Origin of the sequence: Enterobacillus tribolii (genome assembly GCF_003363015.1) — a bacterium.
Lineage (GTDB): Bacteria > Pseudomonadota > Gammaproteobacteria > Enterobacterales > Enterobacteriaceae > Enterobacillus > Enterobacillus tribolii.
On the sequence record NZ_QRAP01000005.1, the window covers coordinates 287,161 to 304,638 of the forward strand.

Sequence of the window (17,478 nt, forward strand, 5' to 3'; positions counted from 1 at the left end):
CTGAGGCCACGCACAGGAGAATGTGATGAAACAACAATTTGGTCGTACCACTCTACTGCTGTGGCTGCTGACGGCTGGAATGGCGTCTGTGGCAGGGGCTGCAAACTGGGATACCGATGGGCTGAACGGTGGAATTCGCGCCACCGGGACGCTGGTGGCCTCTCCTTGTGTGCTGTTACCGGAGTCGGCAGAACAAGAGCTCGATCTGGGCAGTACCGTTGCCTGGGGGCTGGCTCAGCCCGGAAATGTCACTTCACCCGTGTTGGTATACATCAAACTTGATGGATGTCCCGGAGAATTCCAGTTTATGCGTGATGGCCAGTTGATGCGGGGCTCCACCGTGTTGACCGGGCAGTCGGCCGTGAAAATGACGATGTACGGAGAAGTGGAACCGACGGACGGACGCTTCTTCCGGATTCACGGTGGGGCTGCCGGGGTCGCGCTGCGCCTCAGTGATGCACAGGGGGAACTCCTGCGCCCGGGTATACAGAGTCGTCCGCAGGTTCTTAATCCGGGGCGTAATGATCTGGTATTTCAGGCACAACTGTGGCGCACATCGGCACCGGAACTGATAGCCGGAGAGTGGCGCAGCGTGGTGAATATCGGGTTGGAGTACGAATAATGACTAAACAGATAACGCGCACACTCAGCCTGTTGAGCATTCCTCTGTTGTTGTTTGTGCTGGCCGGAATGTCCTCCACCAGCGCCGATACAGATGTCAATTTCAGTGGAACACTGGTTGCCGACCCCTGCGAACTGCACGTGGACTCGGAAGATCAGACTGTCGACTTCCGAAACGTGCCATCAAAGACGTTTATTAAGTATCACCGCAGTGAGCGGGAACGTTTTTCGATCTGGCTGACCGAGTGTGATTTATCGTTGGGGGATACGGTAACGGTAACCTTCATGGGTACGGAAGATATCGAACAACCGGGACTGTTCGCAGTAACCGGCGCGGCTAAGGGGATAGCCATCGCCGTTGAGTCTGCGGATGGTATCCCGGTGGTACCGAATATCCCTATGCGCCCGTCAGCGCTGACCGCAGGCAACACTTTTCTGGATTTCCAGGCTTTTATTTCCGCCCCCGTTCATAGCAGGGTACGGGAAGGAGACTTTGAATGCGTGACGGTTTTTCTGCTGGAGTATGACTAAAGGTTGGGTGTTATGAAGAAGATGATTGTTTATGCCATGGCTTCAGCATTGTTATTGAGCTGTCTGTTACCCGCCCAGGCTGCATTAACGGTTAATCGTTCGCGGGTCATTATGAATGAAGGAGATAAAACCGTCAGTATGACCGTCACCAACCGCAACAATAAGGAACCTTACCTCGCACAGGTATGGATTGAGGATGCGGCGGAAAATAAACTCTCGGGTCCGCTGATGGTGTTACCACCGGTACAACGTATTGAAGCCGGCGCGAAAAGCGCGGTGCGGATTCAGGCATTAGCCGGTCTGGACAAGCTGCCAAAGGATCGGGAGAGTGTGTTTTGGTTTAACCTGCGTGAGATCCCACCCCGCAGTGAAAAGTCGAATGTGCTCACGCTGGCACTGCAAACGCGGCTGAAGATTTTCTGGCGCCCTGCATCCATTAAAATCGACGCGAAAACCGATACCGTTCCGGGGCTGGCAAATATCACCCTGGAAAAAGGCAACGACGGTTATTCACTGAAAAATCCCACCCCCTATCACCTGACGTTTGTTGAAGTCCGCAGTTCGCTAAAGGGCAAGGGAAAAGAAGGATTTGAGCCGGTAATGATAGCGCCGAAGAGCCAGAGTGCGTTGACGCAGGGAAGAGAGACGTTAGGCGACTCGCCAACCCTGGTATTTGTTAACGACTACGGCAGCTTGCGTTTATTGCCATTCAAGTGCGCAGGTGCTGTCTGTAAGGCGCAGCCTGTGGTAACACCGGAATAACGGTCCGGAGGGATAACATGAATATATGGAAATTGATACCCCTTGCGCTGTTCTGTCTTGCCGGTACCTCTGCCGGCAGCCGGGCTGCGGATGGCGGAACTACCCAGTTGACCATCTCTGGCAATATCGTTGAGCCAGACTGCGTGATCAATGATAACCAGCAAATTGTCGTGAATTTCGGTGAGGTACTCACTACCCGAATTGATGGTTCGAATTATGAAACGCCAATTAACTATACCCTGAGCTGCCCGCAACTGATCCGTAATACGTTAAAAATTAACCTGAAAGGGACAGCGGCGTCATTTAACAGCGGGTTGTTCGTGACCGATGTCTCCGGTCTTGGGATCCGGGTATTAGATGCCTCGAAAGCGGTGATTACCCCTAATACCGGAGCCGTTAACTTTACCTATGCCGCCAACAACCCGCCGGCTTTGTATGCGATACCGGTGGCGCAGGCCAACGTAACGTTGCCGAATGGGGCGTTTAACGGTTCAGCGACCATGGTTTTCAGCTATCAATAAGGAATGACCTGATGCGTCAGTTTATAGCAGCCGTTCTGTTGGGAGCCCTGTCCGTCGGCGTGGGATCGGCAATCGCCGCCAACGAAGCAGAGATCATTTTTAAAGGGATACTGGTGAATCCCCCCCCCTGCGCCATTGATAACGATCAGGCGATCCATGTTCCATTTGGCGACCGTTTGTCCATCAAGAAGGTCAGTGACGGTATTTATCGTAAGGATGTGCCTTATAACCTTGTATGTGACAGCACGTCCGGTCGCGACTGGAAGTTAATGTTGAGCGTGCACGGAAGTCTTGCGGCATTTGATACCACAGACCGGGCGACGGTAGGCACTTCGTTGGGCAACATCGGTAACCTCGGCGTGAAAATACTGCGTAACGGGCAGCCATTTACCTTCGATTCGCCGGTGGAAATCAGCCTGTCGGCAATGCCGAAACTCGAAGCGTTACTGGTACAGCGTCCGAATATTGAGCTGGTGGAAGGGCCATTTGAAGCAACGGTCACCCTGAAAGCGGAATATTTATGATGGGACACAGACTGCGGAGCATTGTGTATGGTGGTAACGTATTTATGAAAAAGAGAATATTACAGAGATTCGTCCTGATAACAGGCCTGATACTATCGGGGGCGTTGTTGTATTCTGTACCCGCATCGGCCGCGAATTGTAATGCGATGAGTAATCAGGGAGGTTGCCCGACAGTACAATCTGTGCAGGCCAACGGCGGTTCTGCTTCAATAAACTGGGCGGCAGATATGTTTGCGCAAACCTTTGCCTCCATTTCAGGGACAAGAGCGGCGACCTGGGGATTGTATATGGTGAATAACTGGAGCACGTCGATGAATGGGCACTGGTTTAGCGGCGGGACATATACACCCATTCTGACAGTGAATAATACAGACCCTGCGCGTAAAGCTGATGGTTCTTCCGGAACGGATTATTGCACCAACGATCCCTTTTATTGCACGCATGAAATGATGGCGGCCCGTTTTTACCAAAAATATGGGTTTTCCGGCGTTGCAAATGTAACGTTACCGTCCAGTTGGCCGGCTCATCGCCCCCCCTGTATGATTTTTGGTGCATATTCATCGGTAAACAGTACTTTCCACACCGTCTTTGCGCCGTCAATTGCGGAGCCCTGCCAGCCCGGTTTTCCAGGCACCGTTGAGCCTGAACCAGACCCCGAATGGTGCGGTATGAGTACCAGTGAACTGCTCTATGAATTTAATGATCTATCGCCTGGCGATGTAAATGGAAAATCTCTCGAGAAGTCCGCGACGATGACATGCAGCGGTGCAGGGGTTTCTTATAACCTGTATTTACAAAATGTCAGCACGACCGGCAGAGATAAAGTGAGTCTTGGCCGGGGTGTTACCGCCACAGTAACGGCCAACAATCAGGCTTTGCAGTCTAATCGCACCTCTGTAGGCGCCAGTCAGACATTATTAATCAAAGTTTCATTAAGCGGCGTACCGACAAGCACCGGGCCTATCGGCGGCGTGGGTATTCTGGCTGTAAACTATAATTGAATTATTTCAGAAAATTGAAATCTCAATTACGTTTTTTTGGTCACAACCGTTGGTGTATCCCATTTTCGCTTTTGGGCTACTGAGATACACCAACGCATTGTTTTACAAAGAAGTGGGAGTTGACCGATAAGCCGGGTTCGTTCAACCATACGTCAGGTATCTACAGCGCCGAAGTTGTCTTGTGCCGCAGACTGTATCTCACTTTGTGTGGCAGATAAAGCAAGTTAACAAGCAAAAAAATGGCAGGGACAAAACCCAGCCACTTTGCTGAAAATTGAAACAAATATTGAGTTTAAAAGGACGTCATTTGAGGTGATAGATAAAAACCAGCTATGCGCGAGAAGCGGAGTTTCACTGCAGCAAACATCACAGCATGCCAATGAGCTGGGAGCAGCCCAGTAAGAAAATAAGTATGAAGCTGTAATGACTTTTCGATGATCACTTCTTGATTTTGTCATAATATTTATGTTGAAATCATGAAGTGGAACTACCGGAGAGACTTTCATGACCATACCTTACTGTATCCTGCATACCGAAGCTGATTCAGATGTTGTACTTAATGGACTGGGCTTTTCAGAAAACGATATTCATGCCGCTCTGACATCTGCTTTATACGAGCGCCGCAAATCCAGCAAGCTTCACCCCGCAGTCGATGCAGGGTTCCGTTTCTGGAGTGAAATGGTTGCCGCGACACGTCGTGTACTAATTGGTAAGGGTAACGGCTGGTCCCCTGAAGTGGTCAAGCGAATGGAAATGGTCGCTAACTCGGCCAGAGGAGTTAATCTGATTATCACCTCGGGTGACAGACACACCGGGCGTCCTGATGGATTGCCGAAAACCAAAAATGCCAAGGGGGAGGCAACTCGCTCGATTGTTCACAACAATCCTGGCACAGTTGATATGTTCCAGACGGATGCGTTGTATCCAGGCAAATCTGAAATCACTCCGATAGATAGCACTCGTACTTATATCGTCCTGTATTATTATGATGCGGCTAACAAAGAGGTTCGCTGCGAAGTGTCTTATCCGGTAGGAATGGTGAATCAGGACGGATTTGCCCGCGTAAGCGCATGGAGTGAGCGTATTATTTTGAATCCTCTGCCATTTGAAGGTGCGGATATTTTCCCTGATGAGGATTTCGATGATGACATATCAATTACTGTTGAAAGCAAATGAGTAACCCTGTTGATGACGGTAAACGTCTTTTTAATCCGTCCCGGCTCAAGCTGGCACGGATCAGACGCAAGCTGACCCTGAAAGAACTGGCAGAACAGATGGGGCTCTCCAGCCGTATTGTAATTGAGTACGAAAAAGCCTATTGCCTGTACGAACCCACGCCTGAGACGGTCCAAGCGTACGCTAGGGCTCTGAGATATCCAGAGTCCTTTTTTTTCGGGGATGACGTTGAAGCAATCGATCCACTGACTGTTTCATTTCGTTCTTTACGCACGACAAAAGCCGCCGACCAGCATGCGGCAATTGGAGCTGGCGCTTTAGGGGTTATGCTGAGCGAGTATTTCAGCACCCGCTTCACACTGCCGCAGCCTGAACTGCCGAATCTCCGTGGAAGTGAGTCTGAGATCGCCGCTCAGGCGGTGCGCGAAGCTTGGGGAATTGGTAAGAAGAGTATCACTAACGTTGTTCATCTTCTGGAGAAACACGGAGTTAAGGTGTTCTGGCTCTCAGAGGAAACTGCGAGTATCGATGCTTTTTCCTTCTGGAAAGATGATGTCCCTTACATTTTCCTCAACACACGTAAGTCAGGTGAACGTAGCCGCTTCGATGCGGCACATGAACTCGCTCACCTGGTGCTTCACCGTCATGGTGACGTCAAGGGGCAAGATGCTGAGCGTGAAGCGGATGCATTTGCGTCAGCATTTCTGATGCCCCCGGAAAACGTAATGGCCGTTAAAATGACGTTCCCGACGTTCGACAAAATTGTGCAGTTGAAATCGCTCTGGAAAGTCTCAGCGATGGCTCTGATTGTAAGAATGCGAAATCTGAACATGCTGACAGAATGGCAGTATAACAGCCTAATGCGCGATGCGACGGCAAAGGGATATCGCACCGGTGAGCCGGGAGGAATTGAACGTGAAAGGTCGCTCATTATTGAAAAAATGATGACCGCTTTGGCGGGGAATGGCATTCATCTGACTCAATTGAGTGAAGAGCTTAACGTACCTCTGGATGAACTGAGCAGTCTGCTTTACGGTGTGGCAGCAATCAGCGGTGGTAATAGCGGAACCTCAACCTCACTATCCAGGGCCTCGCTCCGTCTGGTGTGAAAAGGAAAGCTACTCATGCCTTGAGCCGCTAGAGGTAGTCTTTAGCGGCTTATTATTGATCGTCAGTGGACTCACGCTGTCATGCTTCTGAGCAGTAACCTTCATATTCAATGTTCGCCGCATTCTTATCCATAATTTACTCGCCTTCAGCCGTGTCGAAACTTTTGCTGTTCGGCAGTGTTTCGATTTCGTGATGTAGGTAAACATGTAGATGTTATTGGAGTACACACAAAGTCCGACCGCTTGCCATGGTTGTCTGTTCTGGGTTGCTCATCGTTATACGCCCTGCATTGGTGTTAAACGCAGTGAGGGTAATCCACATCAACAAAACATTTTTCATCATTTGTGAAGCCTCGTTTGAAGTGGATTTCAGTCGTCTTTCAATAAACGGCGTATTTAGGATGCACCTCAATTATCTATCCGCAAAAACAATCGATACTGTATTCTTTATCGATAAAATCTATTAAAAATCACAATAGAAACTACATACGGAAAAGTGAAAATGCGAAAAATCATAGCGTTGTCTCTGGTATTTACTTCATTTGCATCAACCGCTGGTGGTATATCTTCAGGCGAAATCCAGCCATATCCTGATTACTTGGCGGCTTATATCAAAGCAGTGGTTACAGCCAGTTGCGACCAAGTGCTGGAAGATTGTGGTAAAAACTCTATTGATAGAGCCATCAAGTCCATTAGCGCTATCGCCACGAAAGGAATGGCCACCAACACAGAAAGCTACTACGTGACCTCCCCCCTTTAAACAGGACAAGTGGATACGCGAAAAAAACCACCTGAAGGTAGTCTGAAATGAAGGCTGTAGCGATTGCCACGCTTTAGGATGTTGGGGATAGAACAGCCGTTGGTGTGCCTCGTTTGTATCACAGTCTGTGTCACATTTTCACCTATGAAGGCCTGAGACACACCAACGCATTGTTTTACAAAGAAGTGGGAGTTGACCGATAAGCCGGGTTCTGTCGTGGACAGTCATTCATCTAGGCCAGCAATCGCTCACTGGCTCAAGCAGCCTACCCGGGTTCAGTACGGGCCGTACCATGTGAACCCCTATTTGGCCTTGCTCCGGGTGGAGTTTACCGTGCCACGGACTGTTGCCAGCCGCGCGGTGCGCTCTTACCGCACCCTTTCACCCTTACCTGATCCCGCTTGCGCGGGCCATCGGCGGTTTGCTCTCTGTTGCACTGGTCGTAGGCTTGCGCCCCCCAGGCGTTACCTGGCACCCTGCCCTATGGAGCCCGGACTTTCCTCCCCTGCGCCCGTCTCCCCCGAAAGGGACGACGACGAAGCGGCGACTGTCTGGTCAACTCCGGCGCGGATAATAGGCCATAATGGCCGGTTTGTCACGCCTCCGCCTGTTCAAGCGCGTATTTATACAACGCATTCTTTTTCACGCCGTGGATTTCCGCCGCCAGCGCCGCCGCCTTCTTCAGCGGCAACTCCTGTTGTAACAGCGCCAGCGTACGCAGCGCTTCAGCCGGCAGCGCGCCCTCGTCCGGCTGATGACCTTCGACGATCAGCACCATCTCCCCGCGGCGGCGCACCTCATCTTCCTGCACCCACGCCAGCAGTTCACCTACCGGCGCGCCGTGAATACTTTCCCAGGTTTTGGTCAGCTCCCGCGCCAGCACCACGTAACGCGACGCGCCCCAGACCGCAACCATGTCTTCCAGGCTATCGAGCAGACGATGGGTGGATTCATAAAAAATCAGGGTACGCGGCTCTTCGGTCAGCGCCCGCAGCGTATCGCAGCGCGCTTTGGTTTTCGCCGGCAGGAAGCCCTCGTAACAGAAACGATCGGACGCCATCCCCGAAGCGCAAAGCGCGGTAATCGCCGCGCAGGCGCCCGGCAGCGGGATCACCCGCACGCCGGCCTCGCGGCAGCGCCGCACCAGATGATAGCCGGGATCGTTAATCAGCGGCGTTCCGGCATCCGACACCAGGGCGATACTCTGCCCCTCCTGCAATTTCGCCAGCAGTTGATCGGCCTTTTGCTGTTCGTTGTGATCGTGCAGCGCAAACAGCCGGGCGTTTATCGCAAAGTGTTGCAGCAGCAATCCGGTATGGCGGGTATCCTCCGCTGCGATCAGGTCCACCGCCTTCAGCGTTTCCAGGGCGCGGTGAGTAATATCGCCAAGATTGCCGATCGGCGTAGGCACGATATACAGCGCGGCGGAGGGTGTTAATTCCTGTTCGTCATGTTTCATGGTTTCATCCGGTGTGCCGATGATTTAATATTGAGCATCTTAAGAAAATAGCATCGGATGATACAACAATGCTCCCCACAACCCTAATGCGCGGTAAAGCGGGTAAATGGATCCCACTCGTTCTCGCGGCCATGATCATGAGCGCCTGTACCGTACCTAAACAGGCCTCTTCACCGGCAAACGTTCAGGCTGAGGCAACCGCTTCGTCCGACTACTATCTGCAACAGATGCAGCAAAGCAGTGATGATCAAAAGACCAACTGGCAGTTACTGGCGATTCGCGCTTCCCTGCGTGAAGGCAAACTGCCCCAGGCCACCCAGTTACTGGGCTCGCTGCCCCAGAACATGACCAACGTACAGCTTCAGGAGCAGCAGTTGCTGAACGCCGAGCTGAACGTGGCGCAGAAAAACTTCTCCGCCGTGTTTACCCTGTTGGGGAAACTCAGCCCGCGCAACCTCAGCGATGCTCAGCAGCAGCGTTACTACCAGGCGATGATCGATGCCAGCCAGGGACGCCCCTCGCTGACGCTGATCCGCGCCTATATCGCACAGGAGCCGCTGTTGCCGGAAGCGAAGGCCCACCAGAAAAACATCGACGCCACCTGGACGACGCTGACGCGGCTGAACCAGAAAGATTTCAGCAGCCTGATGATTAACGCCGATGAAAATGTCCTTCAGGGATGGCTGGATCTGTTGCGTGTTTATCAGGATAACCGTCAGGACCCGGCAATGCTCAAAGCCGGCATCAAAGACTGGCAAACCCGTTACCCGCAAAACCCGGCGGCAACCACGCTGCCCACCCAGCTGGATAACATTCTGAATTTCCGCGCCGCATCGACGGAAAGCATTGCCCTGATACTGCCGATGAACGGCCAGGCGCAGGTTTACGCCAACGCGATTCAGGCTGGCTTTAATGATGCCAAAAACGGCCTGATGAGTCAGATTCCGGCGCCGCAGCCGCAGGCCGTACCGGACGCAGCGCCAACGCAAGATCCCGCCGCACCGGCGCAAGAGCCGGCACCTGTCTCTGCGGACAATAGCAGCGATCCCAACGCTAACGGCGCAGTCAGCCCCAGCGCCCAGCCTGAAGCCGCACCGGCAGAAACCGCGCCATCTGCAACCGAACAACAGCAAGACACGCAGCCCGCACCGGCGCCACAGCCCGTGCTGACGCCGGCGCCAGCCAACGCCGCCACGCAGGTCAGAGTGTATGACTCCACCTCTCAGCCGCTTTCCGCGCTGCTGGATCAGGCGCAGAAAGACGGCGCCACGCTGGTGATCGGTCCGCTGCTGAAAAACGACGTCGATGCCCTGCACAATCTCAGCACGCCGCTGAACGTTTTGGCGCTGAACCAAACCGAAAACGTGCAGAATAATCCGAATATTTGCTATTTCGCCCTTTCCCCGGAAAACGAGGCGCGCGATGCGGCCAAGCACATCTGGGATCAGGGGAAACGTGCGCCGCTGGTGCTGGTGCCGCGTGGCGCGTTCGGCGATCGCGTTGCCAAAGCCTTTGCTGCCGAATGGCAGGCGCTGGGCGGGCAAACCGTATTGCAGCAAAGCTTCGGCTCCAAGAACGAGCTGCAGGGCTCGATTAACGGCGGCGGCGGTATCCGTCTGACCGGCCAGCCGATTTTCGTGGCGCCCGATGCCTCGAAATCCGTCACCGTTGCCGGGCTGACCATTCCCGCACCAATTGACCCTGTGGTACCCGCCACATCAAACGGACGCGTTGACGCCGCCTATATCGCCGCAACCCAGGGCGAGCTGACCATCATCAAGCCGATGATCGACCTCGCTAACGGTTCGCACAGCGGCGTGGCGCTGTACGCCAGCTCGCGCAGCTATCAGGCCGGCGCCGGCCCGGATTTCCGTCTGGAGATGGACGGCATCCAGTTCAGCGATATTCCGCTGCTGTCAGGTACTAACCCGGCGTTGATGCGTTATGCCGCCGGCAAGATGCGCAACGACTATTCGCTGGTGCGGCTGTACGCCATGGGCGCCGACGCCTGGAGCCTGGCCAATCATTTCTCCCAGATGCGCCAGATCCCCGGCTTCCAGATCAACGGTGAAACCGGCGTGCTGAGCGCCGACAGCAACTGCGTTATCAACCGGAAACTGCCTTGGCTACAGTATCGTCAGGGTTCCATCGTACCGGTTCAGTAACCGGCTCCCGGCAAACCGGCGCACGTTATGAAGAAACGGCGCGCCGGTTTCTGGAAAAACAAGGGCTGCGCTTTTATGCGGCCAACGTCACCCTGCGTGGCGGCGAGCTGGATCTCATCATGCGCGACGGCGATACCTGGGTATTTGTCGAAGTGCGTTACCGGAAATCCTCACGCTACGGCGATGCCGCCGCCTCCGTCGATTATCGCAAGCAGCAACGGTTATTACGCAGCGCGGCCCTGTGGCTTGCCGGGCAAGGCGGAAGCTTCGCCACCACCGACTGTCGTTTTGATGTTTTCGCCATTACCGGTAGCCAGCTACAATGGCTGCCTAACGCATTTGCAGCGGAATGATATTTGTCATTGAAGGGCACTCGTCACTGCCGCTGAAGAACCACATCGTCCCTGTGTGACGACCCAATGGACCCTTTTACCGTGCTGGAAAGAATTAAAGCCTGTTTTACCGAAAGCATTCAGACCCAGATCGCAGCGGCGGAAGCCTTGCCTGACGCCATCTCCCGCGCAGCGATGACGCTGGTGCAGTCATTGCTTAACGGCAATAAAATCCTGTGCTGCGGTAACGGCACCTCCGCGGCCAATGCCCAGCATTTCGCCGCCAGCCTGATTAACCGCTACGAAACGGAGCGACCCAGCTTACCCGCGATCGCACTTAGCGCGGATAATGTTGTCTTAACGGCGATAGGCAATGATCGTCTGCATGATGAGATTTATGCCAAGCAGGTTCGGGCGCTGGGCCATAACGGCGACGTCCTGCTGGCGATTTCAACCCGCGGCAACAGCCGGGACATCGTGAAGGCGGTAGAAGCTGCCGTGACGCGCGACATGACCATCGTGGCGCTGACGGGCTACGACGGCGGGGAGCTGGCCGGATTGCTCGGGCAGCAGGATGTGGAAATCCGCATCCCTTCGCACCGCAGCGCGCGCATTCAGGAAATGCACATGCTGACCGTCAATTGCCTGTGCGATCTTATTGATAATACGTTATTCCCCCATCAGGATGAGTAAAGGAGTTCAGATGACAATTCGTTTCCCGCTAACCCTACGTTCCCCGCTGATTGTTGTACTCAGCGCGCTACTGTTGCAGGGCTGCGTTGCGGCAGCCGTGGTGGGAACCGCGGCAGTGGCGACCAAATCGGCCACCGATCCCCGCACGGTAGGGACGCAGGTGGATGACGGTACGCTGGAGGCCCGCGTCTCTAACGCCATCAGTAAGGATGAACAATTGAAGAAAGAAGCCCGCATCGTCACCACCGCCTATCAGGGCCGGGTGCTGCTGACCGGGCAGGCGCCTTCGACGGAGCTGTCTAATCGCGCCAAACAGATTGCGCTGGGCGTGGACGGCACCAGTGAGGTTTACAACGAGATTCGTCAGGGTCAGCCGGTCGGGTTGGGAACCGCATCCAGCGACACCTGGATTACCACCAAGGTGCGCTCGCAGTTGCTGACCAGCGATCAGGTGAAATCGTCAAACGTGAAGGTCACCACGGAGAACGGCGAAGTCTTCCTGCTGGGGCTGGTAACGCAGGCGGAAGGCCAGGCGGCGGCGAAAACGGCCAGCCAGGTCAGCGGCGTGAAACACGTGACGACGGCGTTTACCATCGTTAAGTGATGTGACACGTCAGAAAAAGGCGGCTGCGGCCGCCTTTTTCATATTCAGGTTCCGGCGGCTTACAGCTTATTCGCCTGCAGATATTGTTCCCCACCCAGCTGATCCATTTGTCTCAGGATCCATTGCTGCCGCCGCAGTACGTACCCCGACGGATTTTTTGCCTGATAACGGATCGGGTTTGGCAACACCGCCGCCAGCAACGCGGCCTGAGAGCGCGTAAGGCGCTTGGCGGGGCGGTTGAAGTAACGCTGCGCCGCTTCCTCTACCCCAAAAATACCCGGCCCGAACTCTGCAATATTCAGGTAAACGGTAAGAATGCGGCGTTTGGTCCAGGCTACCTCCATGCCTGCCGTCAGCACAGCCTCCAACCCCTTGCGGACCCAGCTGCGCCCGTCCCACAAGAACAGATTCTTCGCCGTTTGCTGGGAAATGGTGGACGCGCCGCGCACTGAACCGCCGCGTTCGTTGTGATCCAGGGCGGATTCAATCGCCGCCACGTCAAAACCCCAGTGCTGCGGGAATTTTTGATCCTCTGCGGCGATCACCGCCAGCGCCATCGCCGGCGCGATGTCATCCATGGACACCCAATCCTGGTGCGCGATATAGCTGAAGTTACCCTTCAGCCAGGCGCCGATCTGGCGTTCCACCATCACGGCGGAAAAAGGAACCGGCAGAAAGGCGAATACCACCAGTCCTGCCAGCCACGCGCCCACGACGGTCAGGAGCAGACGGCCACCCCAACGGCGGATAGCGCCCGTCATGCCCTTGCCACGGCTTTTCCTCATTCAGTCAGTTCCAGCACCCGGGCGACCAGCTTTTCGATCCCCTGTGCGGCTTCGCCGATGGACTGCGCCAGCATGTAGGCGGGCGTCGTCACCACTTTATTGTCCAGATCGACCACGATGTCATCCACCGGGCACACCACGTGTTCACCGCCCATCGCCTCAATCGCTTCCGCGGTGTCGGGATCGTTGCCGATCGTCAGACGAACATGCTGATCGAGCAGCCGGGGCAGCAGGGCCGGCGCGATGCAGATGAAGCCCAGCGGCTTACCCGCCATATACAGCTGCTGCACCAGCCCCTTCAGCTCAGGATCAACGGAACACTCCGCGCCCTGCGTGGCGAAGGTGCTGAGGTTCTTCGCCGCGCCGAATCCGCCCGGCACGATCAACGCATCCAGTTCCGCCGCGTCAGCCTGTGACAACGGTTTAATATCGCCACGAGCGATCCTCGCCGCTTCCGTCAGGATATTGCGGCTTTCCGGACTCACCTCGCCGGATAAATGATTAATAACGTGCATCTGTGGCTTGTCCGGCGCAAAGATTTTCACCTTCGCACCGGCGCGATCGAGCGCCAGCAGCGTAATGACCGATTCATGGATCTCCGCACCGTCGAAAACGCCGCAACCACTCAGAACTACGCCTACTTGTTTCATAAAATATCTCCCACCGCCGAACAATTCGTTACGTTTTACGTATCTTCTTCCGGCTAATTTGGTTAAATATCAACCGCCAGTTGTTCTTCATCAATGATTAAAAACATTGTTTTATCAATGATACTTGCACTAAGAAAGCTAACGGTGTGTAATAAGTAAAATTAGTTATGTCAATTACTAAAAGCACCCTGTTGGCAAACACTAATCCAGGTCACACATTTTGATGAATCTTGTAACAAAATCGCTTACATTTGGTATGTTGGATCAGGTTTCATAAGCACTCATTAGCGATGTTTACGCAAAACGTCACGAAGATTCTTAAAAGAACCTATCATGCGTAGACAACACAGTTTCCCTGGTGTTGGCGCAGTAGTTGCGCACCCCGGCTAGTCCGGGGTCATTTTTTTTCAGCGTTTGCCACCCATGCGCGCAGAACCGCAACGTCGTTCTTCCATTCCGCCTTCAGCTCGTCCACCCACTCCTGCACATTGTCCCACCATGCCGGTAATGTCGGCGTCTGAATCTGCTGGGCTACCTGCTGCAAATGACGCAGCCCGACCGATCCGGCGGCGCCTTTGATTTTGTGCCCTTCTTCCGTAATGCCTTTTTGATCGCGGGCGGTCATATTGGAATCCAGCACCGCCAGGTATCCCGGCATCATTTGTTCGAATACGGCCAGGCTCTGATGGATCAACTGCGGTCCCACCAGGTCGATATACTGCTGCAACATATCGGTATCGAGAATTTTATCCACATCCTGAGTCATGTTCTGTTCCTCCGTCGGTGGGGACGCCTTTTCCGGCGCTTCATCCCAGAAATGTTTGATCATCGCCGTCAGCGCAGGCACCGACAGCGGTTTGCTGAGTACATCATCCATCCCTACATCAAGATACTCTTTCTTGTCTTTCAGTACGTTGGCCGTCAGCGCCACCAGCCGCGGCAGTTCGTCGCTCTGGTAACGCTCACGCAGGATACGGGCAATGTCCAGCCCCGTCATATCCGGCAGTTGAATATCCAGCAGCACCAAATCGTATTCACCGGGCCGGAACATCGACAGCGCTTCGTTCCCCGTCATCGCCACCTCAACGCTGTTGCCCAGCTTCTCCAGCACCGAGCGGGCCACCACCACGTTAAGTTCGATATCTTCCACCAGCAGCACGTGCAGCGCCGGCAACGGCAGCTCTTCATCCTCCGGCTGCGGTGAGGTGTCTTCTTCAATCACCGGCGCCTGAATGCTCAGGATGAAGCAGGAACCCTGCCCCGGCTTGCTGCGCACCACGATATCCCCGCCCATGTTCTGCGCCAGCCGTTTGGAAACCGCCAGGCCGATGCCGGTGCCGGTGGCCGGCTTCCCGCCGTTTTTATCCTTCACCTGATAATACATGGCGAAAATCTTGTCCTGTTCTTCCTCAGGAATGCCGATGCCGGTATCCCTGACCTCGAAGACCAGCTTTTCCTGCTCGCGCCAGACGGTGACGGTCACGCCGCCCTGCTGGGTAAATTTCACCGCGTTGCCGATCAGGTTCCACAGAATCTGACGCAGACGGGTGCCGTCAGCCAGAATTTTGTGCGGCAGCATACCGCGCGACTCCAGGGTAAAGGCCAGTCCCTTCGGCTGCACCAGCAGGCCGGACAGATTCTCCAGATCGGCCAGGAAACTGGTGAAATCTATCGGTTGATTGTCCAGTTGCACCTTGCGGCGTTCCAGTTTGTCCATCTCGATGATGTCGTTGAAGATATTCCCCAACGTGATGGCGCTGACGTGGATGGTTTTCAGGTAGTTGAGCTGTTCCGGATTCAGCTCGGTATCCAGCAGGATACGGCTGAGCCCGACGATACCGTTCAGCGGCGTACGTAACTCATGGCTGATGGTGGAAATGAAGGTCGTTTTGTCACGGCTGGCGTTCTCCAGGGCATCCTGATAGCGCTTACGCTCGGTGATGTCGCGGCCGAACCCCATCAGGCCGTGCCGCTTGCCCACGCGGTCATAAAACGGCACCTTGCGCAGCTCAAAGCAGGCTTTGCGCCCGTCGGGGTATACCAGCCACTGTTCGTAAGTCAGGGAAACATTGTGGCGGAATACCTTCTCGTCGGTTTCCACCACCTTTTTGGCGACCTCATCATCATAAACATCGTACGGCGTCAGGCCGATCAGCTGTTTCTCGCTGCGCCCGGTCAGCAGTTCCATCGCCCGGTTGCAGCCGGAAAACTCTTCATTTTCATTACGGTAGTAAACCAGATCGGGGGAGGCGTCCAGGAAAGAGCGCAACAACGCGGACTGCTGTTCCAGCTCAATCTGCGCCTGCTCGCGCTGATCAATCTCATGTTGCAGGGTATCCAGCACCTGCAAGCGCGCTTCTTCCGCCTTAACGCGATCGGCAATTTCCTGATTGAGCTGGGTAATGTTGTTCTTAAGCTGCTGGTTCAGCTCCAGGTCGCGATAGCGCATCTCCTCCAGCTTATCGACCAGCTTCGACAAACGCTGGCGCGATTCTTCAAGCTGCTCCACCACCACGGAAAGAAAATAGACCGCCCAGGGCGTAATCAATAAACCAAAGAAGACCGAACGCACCACGTCGATGCTTTCGACCTGGCCGTGCAGCAACATGGTGACCGCCATCTGAACCACGATGGCCAGCAACACCAGTGCGGATGCCAGCAGAATGGAGAAACGGATCAGTCCCAGTTTGACCATCAGGTCGACGTAATACTGGGCTAACAGCCGGATTTGCTTCATGAGAGGCTCCCTTGGTTTTACGGACAGGCCGCGTCCGTACCGACACGAACGACAGCCTGATGAAATCATACAGTAAAACCCTGAAACAGGGAGCGTTGATGCGGTATTTACCTTGCGGCGCTCACAGAGCCGACGCCTGACCGCCGTGTTCCAGCATATAGCGGTTCAGCGCTACCATGCCGGTCCAGCGGTTTTCGCACCACAGCGGGGCCAGCAGCGTCGGGCGGCGCGCGCTGGCGGAAATACGGTGATAGATGACATCTGCCGGCGTATGGCGGATCATTTCGCCGGCGGTTGCGACATACGCCTCCAGCGGCAGTTCGGCCAGACGCCCCGCCTGCCAGGCTTTCGCCATCGTGCTGCCGGTCACGATATGCAACGGATGCAGCTTGATGCCGTCAACGCCGGTTTCCACCACCCGCTCAAGCGTATTCAGGCAGGCTGCGGCATCCTCGCCGGGCAAGCCGACGATAAGGTGGCTGCACACCTTCAGGCCGCGCGCGCGGGCCGCCTGCGTGGTGCGCTGATAGCAAGCGAAATCATGGCCGCGGTTGATGCGCTTCAGGGTTTTATCCTGCGCGCTCTGCAGTCCCAGCTCCAGCCAGACCTCAAACCCGCGTTCACGGTAATCTGCCAGCAGATCCAGCACGCTGTCCGGCGCGCAGTCGGGACGGGTGCCGACGCACAGCCCGACCATATCCGTCTGCTTCAGCGCCTCTTCATACATATTCTTCAGCACGCACACTTCCGCGTAAGTGCTGGTGTAAGCCTGAAAATAGGCCAGATAGCGCCGCGCGCGGTTTACCTTGCGCGCCTGCGCGGCCAGTTGCTGGGCGATATCCTGCTTTTGCATCTCTTCGTCAGCGAAGGAGGCCACGTTGCAAAACGTACATCCGCCGCGCCCCAGCGTGCCGTCGCGGTTCGGGCAACTGAAGCCGCCATGCAGCGTAAGCTTATGGATTTTTTCCCCATAGCGCCGCTGAAGATCGGCGCCAAACATATTGACTAATTGCTGCAACTGCATAATCTGAAATTACTGGCCCGTTAA

Annotated in this window: 18 protein-coding genes and 1 other RNA gene; 13 read left to right on the forward strand and 6 right to left on the reverse strand. The window is 54.9% G+C overall.

The window, feature by feature from the left end:
• The first annotated feature begins 25 nt into the window (after nt 1-25).
• The 9 genes from C8D90_RS12575 (at nt 26) to C8D90_RS12615 (ending at nt 7,005) form a co-directional block, all read left to right on the forward strand.
• Nucleotides 26-622 carry a fimbrial protein gene (locus C8D90_RS12575; RefSeq protein ID WP_115458794.1) on the forward strand — a complete coding sequence of 199 codons (597 nt, stop codon included), beginning with the start codon at nt 26-28 and terminating at the stop codon, nt 620-622.
• Nucleotides 622-1,152 (forward strand): fimbrial protein, encoded by a 531-nt coding sequence (locus C8D90_RS12580; RefSeq protein WP_115458795.1) that lies wholly within the window; start codon nt 622-624, stop codon nt 1,150-1,152. The genes C8D90_RS12575 and C8D90_RS12580 overlap by 1 nt, the downstream gene beginning before the upstream one ends.
• A 12-nt stretch (nt 1,153-1,164) precedes the next feature.
• Entirely contained in the window at nt 1,165-1,914 is a 750-nt protein-coding gene (locus C8D90_RS12585; protein ID WP_115458796.1) for a fimbrial biogenesis chaperone, read from the forward strand.
• A 17-nt stretch (nt 1,915-1,931) separates the two neighbouring features.
• Nucleotides 1,932-2,435, forward strand: coding sequence for a fimbrial protein (locus C8D90_RS12590; protein WP_115458797.1), 504 nt, complete (start codon nt 1,932-1,934; stop codon nt 2,433-2,435).
• An 11-nt stretch (nt 2,436-2,446) separates the two neighbouring features.
• Nucleotides 2,447-2,959 carry a fimbrial protein gene (locus tag C8D90_RS12595; protein WP_115458798.1) on the forward strand — a complete coding sequence of 171 codons (513 nt, stop codon included), beginning with the start codon at nt 2,447-2,449 and terminating at the stop codon, nt 2,957-2,959.
• A 146-nt stretch (nt 2,960-3,105) separates the two neighbouring features.
• Nucleotides 3,106-3,960, forward strand: coding sequence for a hypothetical protein (locus C8D90_RS21975; RefSeq protein ID WP_147291359.1), 855 nt, complete (start codon nt 3,106-3,108; stop codon nt 3,958-3,960).
• Between the two features lie 504 nt (nt 3,961-4,464).
• Nucleotides 4,465-5,136, forward strand: coding sequence for a hypothetical protein (locus C8D90_RS12600; RefSeq protein WP_115458799.1), 672 nt, complete (start codon nt 4,465-4,467; stop codon nt 5,134-5,136).
• Nucleotides 5,133-6,245 carry a helix-turn-helix domain-containing protein gene (locus tag C8D90_RS12605; RefSeq protein ID WP_115458800.1) on the forward strand — a complete coding sequence of 371 codons (1,113 nt, stop codon included), beginning with the start codon at nt 5,133-5,135 and terminating at the stop codon, nt 6,243-6,245. Before C8D90_RS12600 ends, C8D90_RS12605 begins: the two co-directional genes overlap by 4 nt.
• Before the next feature lie 502 nt (nt 6,246-6,747).
• Nucleotides 6,748-7,005: a hypothetical protein gene (locus C8D90_RS12615; protein ID WP_230473012.1), complete on the forward strand. Its 258-nt coding sequence runs from the start codon at nt 6,748-6,750 to the stop codon at nt 7,003-7,005.
• Nucleotides 7,006-7,189: 184 nt separating this feature from the next.
• Here C8D90_RS12615 and rnpB read toward each other — a convergent pair.
• Both rnpB and rsmI read right to left on the reverse strand, forming a co-directional pair.
• An RNA gene (gene rnpB / locus C8D90_RS12620) (RNase P RNA component class A) lies at nt 7,190-7,568 on the reverse strand.
• Nucleotides 7,569-7,600: 32 nt separating this feature from the next.
• Nucleotides 7,601-8,464 carry a 16S rRNA (cytidine(1402)-2'-O)-methyltransferase gene (rsmI, locus tag C8D90_RS12625; protein WP_115458801.1) on the reverse strand — a complete coding sequence of 288 codons (864 nt, stop codon included), beginning with the start codon at nt 8,462-8,464 and terminating at the stop codon, nt 7,601-7,603.
• A 68-nt stretch (nt 8,465-8,532) separates the two neighbouring features.
• On the opposite strand from rsmI, the gene C8D90_RS12630 reads away from it, so the two are divergent.
• The 4 genes from C8D90_RS12630 (at nt 8,533) to dolP (ending at nt 12,258) form a co-directional block, all read left to right on the forward strand.
• Nucleotides 8,533-10,629 (forward strand): penicillin-binding protein activator, encoded by a 2,097-nt coding sequence (locus C8D90_RS12630; protein ID WP_115458802.1) that lies wholly within the window; start codon nt 8,533-8,535, stop codon nt 10,627-10,629.
• Complete coding sequence (locus tag C8D90_RS12635; RefSeq protein WP_115458803.1) at nt 10,587-10,982, forward strand: YraN family protein; 396 nt, start codon at nt 10,587-10,589, stop codon at nt 10,980-10,982. Before C8D90_RS12630 ends, C8D90_RS12635 begins: the two co-directional genes overlap by 43 nt.
• An 81-nt stretch (nt 10,983-11,063) precedes the next feature.
• Nucleotides 11,064-11,654, forward strand: a complete 591-nt coding sequence (gene diaA / locus C8D90_RS12640; protein WP_115458918.1) for a DnaA initiator-associating protein DiaA — start codon at nt 11,064-11,066, stop codon at nt 11,652-11,654.
• 10 nt (nt 11,655-11,664) lie between these two features.
• Nucleotides 11,665-12,258, forward strand: a complete 594-nt coding sequence (gene dolP, locus C8D90_RS12645) for a division/outer membrane stress-associated lipid-binding lipoprotein (RefSeq protein WP_115458804.1) — start codon at nt 11,665-11,667, stop codon at nt 12,256-12,258.
• Between the two features lie 59 nt (nt 12,259-12,317).
• Here dolP and mtgA read toward each other — a convergent pair whose 3' ends face one another.
• The 4 genes from mtgA to C8D90_RS12665 form a co-directional block, all read right to left on the reverse strand.
• On the reverse strand, nt 12,318-13,043 hold the full coding sequence (gene mtgA, locus C8D90_RS12650; protein ID WP_115458805.1) for a monofunctional biosynthetic peptidoglycan transglycosylase: 726 nt from the start codon (nt 13,041-13,043) through the stop codon (nt 12,318-12,320).
• Nucleotides 13,040-13,693 (reverse strand): isoprenoid biosynthesis glyoxalase ElbB, encoded by a 654-nt coding sequence (gene elbB / locus C8D90_RS12655; RefSeq protein WP_115458806.1) that lies wholly within the window; start codon nt 13,691-13,693, stop codon nt 13,040-13,042. Before elbB ends, mtgA begins: the two co-directional genes overlap by 4 nt.
• Before the next feature lie 397 nt (nt 13,694-14,090).
• Nucleotides 14,091-16,430 carry an aerobic respiration two-component sensor histidine kinase ArcB gene (gene arcB / locus C8D90_RS12660; protein ID WP_115458807.1) on the reverse strand — a complete coding sequence of 780 codons (2,340 nt, stop codon included), beginning with the start codon at nt 16,428-16,430 and terminating at the stop codon, nt 14,091-14,093.
• Nucleotides 16,431-16,551: 121 nt separating this feature from the next.
• Nucleotides 16,552-17,454 carry a TIGR01212 family radical SAM protein gene (locus C8D90_RS12665; protein WP_115458808.1) on the reverse strand — a complete coding sequence of 301 codons (903 nt, stop codon included), beginning with the start codon at nt 17,452-17,454 and terminating at the stop codon, nt 16,552-16,554.
• Between the last annotated feature and the right edge of the window lie 24 nt (nt 17,455-17,478).

Coding starts and splice junctions, on each gene's coding strand:
- C8D90_RS12585 (WP_115458796.1), top strand. CDS start 1,165: ATGAAGAAGATGATTGTTTATGCCATGGCTTCAGCATTGTTATTGAGC.
- C8D90_RS12615 (WP_230473012.1), top strand. CDS start 6,748: ATGCGAAAAATCATAGCGTTGTCTCTGGTATTTACTTCATTTGCATCA.
- C8D90_RS12665 (WP_115458808.1), bottom strand. CDS start 17,454: ATGCAGTTGCAGCAATTAGTCAATATGTTTGGCGCCGATCTTCAGCGG.
- C8D90_RS12595 (WP_115458798.1), top strand. CDS start 2,447: ATGCGTCAGTTTATAGCAGCCGTTCTGTTGGGAGCCCTGTCCGTCGGC.
- C8D90_RS12580 (WP_115458795.1), top strand. CDS start 622: ATGACTAAACAGATAACGCGCACACTCAGCCTGTTGAGCATTCCTCTG.
- dolP (WP_115458804.1), top strand. CDS start 11,665: ATGACAATTCGTTTCCCGCTAACCCTACGTTCCCCGCTGATTGTTGTA.
- mtgA (WP_115458805.1), bottom strand. CDS start 13,043: ATGAGGAAAAGCCGTGGCAAGGGCATGACGGGCGCTATCCGCCGTTGG.
- arcB (WP_115458807.1), bottom strand. CDS start 16,430: ATGAAGCAAATCCGGCTGTTAGCCCAGTATTACGTCGACCTGATGGTC.
- C8D90_RS12590 (WP_115458797.1), top strand. CDS start 1,932: ATGAATATATGGAAATTGATACCCCTTGCGCTGTTCTGTCTTGCCGGT.
- C8D90_RS12600 (WP_115458799.1), top strand. CDS start 4,465: ATGACCATACCTTACTGTATCCTGCATACCGAAGCTGATTCAGATGTT.
- rsmI (WP_115458801.1), bottom strand. CDS start 8,464: ATGAAACATGACGAACAGGAATTAACACCCTCCGCCGCGCTGTATATC.
- elbB (WP_115458806.1), bottom strand. CDS start 13,693: ATGAAACAAGTAGGCGTAGTTCTGAGTGGTTGCGGCGTTTTCGACGGT.
- C8D90_RS12605 (WP_115458800.1), top strand. CDS start 5,133: ATGAGTAACCCTGTTGATGACGGTAAACGTCTTTTTAATCCGTCCCGG.
- C8D90_RS12575 (WP_115458794.1), top strand. CDS start 26: ATGAAACAACAATTTGGTCGTACCACTCTACTGCTGTGGCTGCTGACG.
- C8D90_RS21975 (WP_147291359.1), top strand. CDS start 3,106: ATGAGTAATCAGGGAGGTTGCCCGACAGTACAATCTGTGCAGGCCAAC.
- C8D90_RS12630 (WP_115458802.1), top strand. CDS start 8,533: ATGCTCCCCACAACCCTAATGCGCGGTAAAGCGGGTAAATGGATCCCA.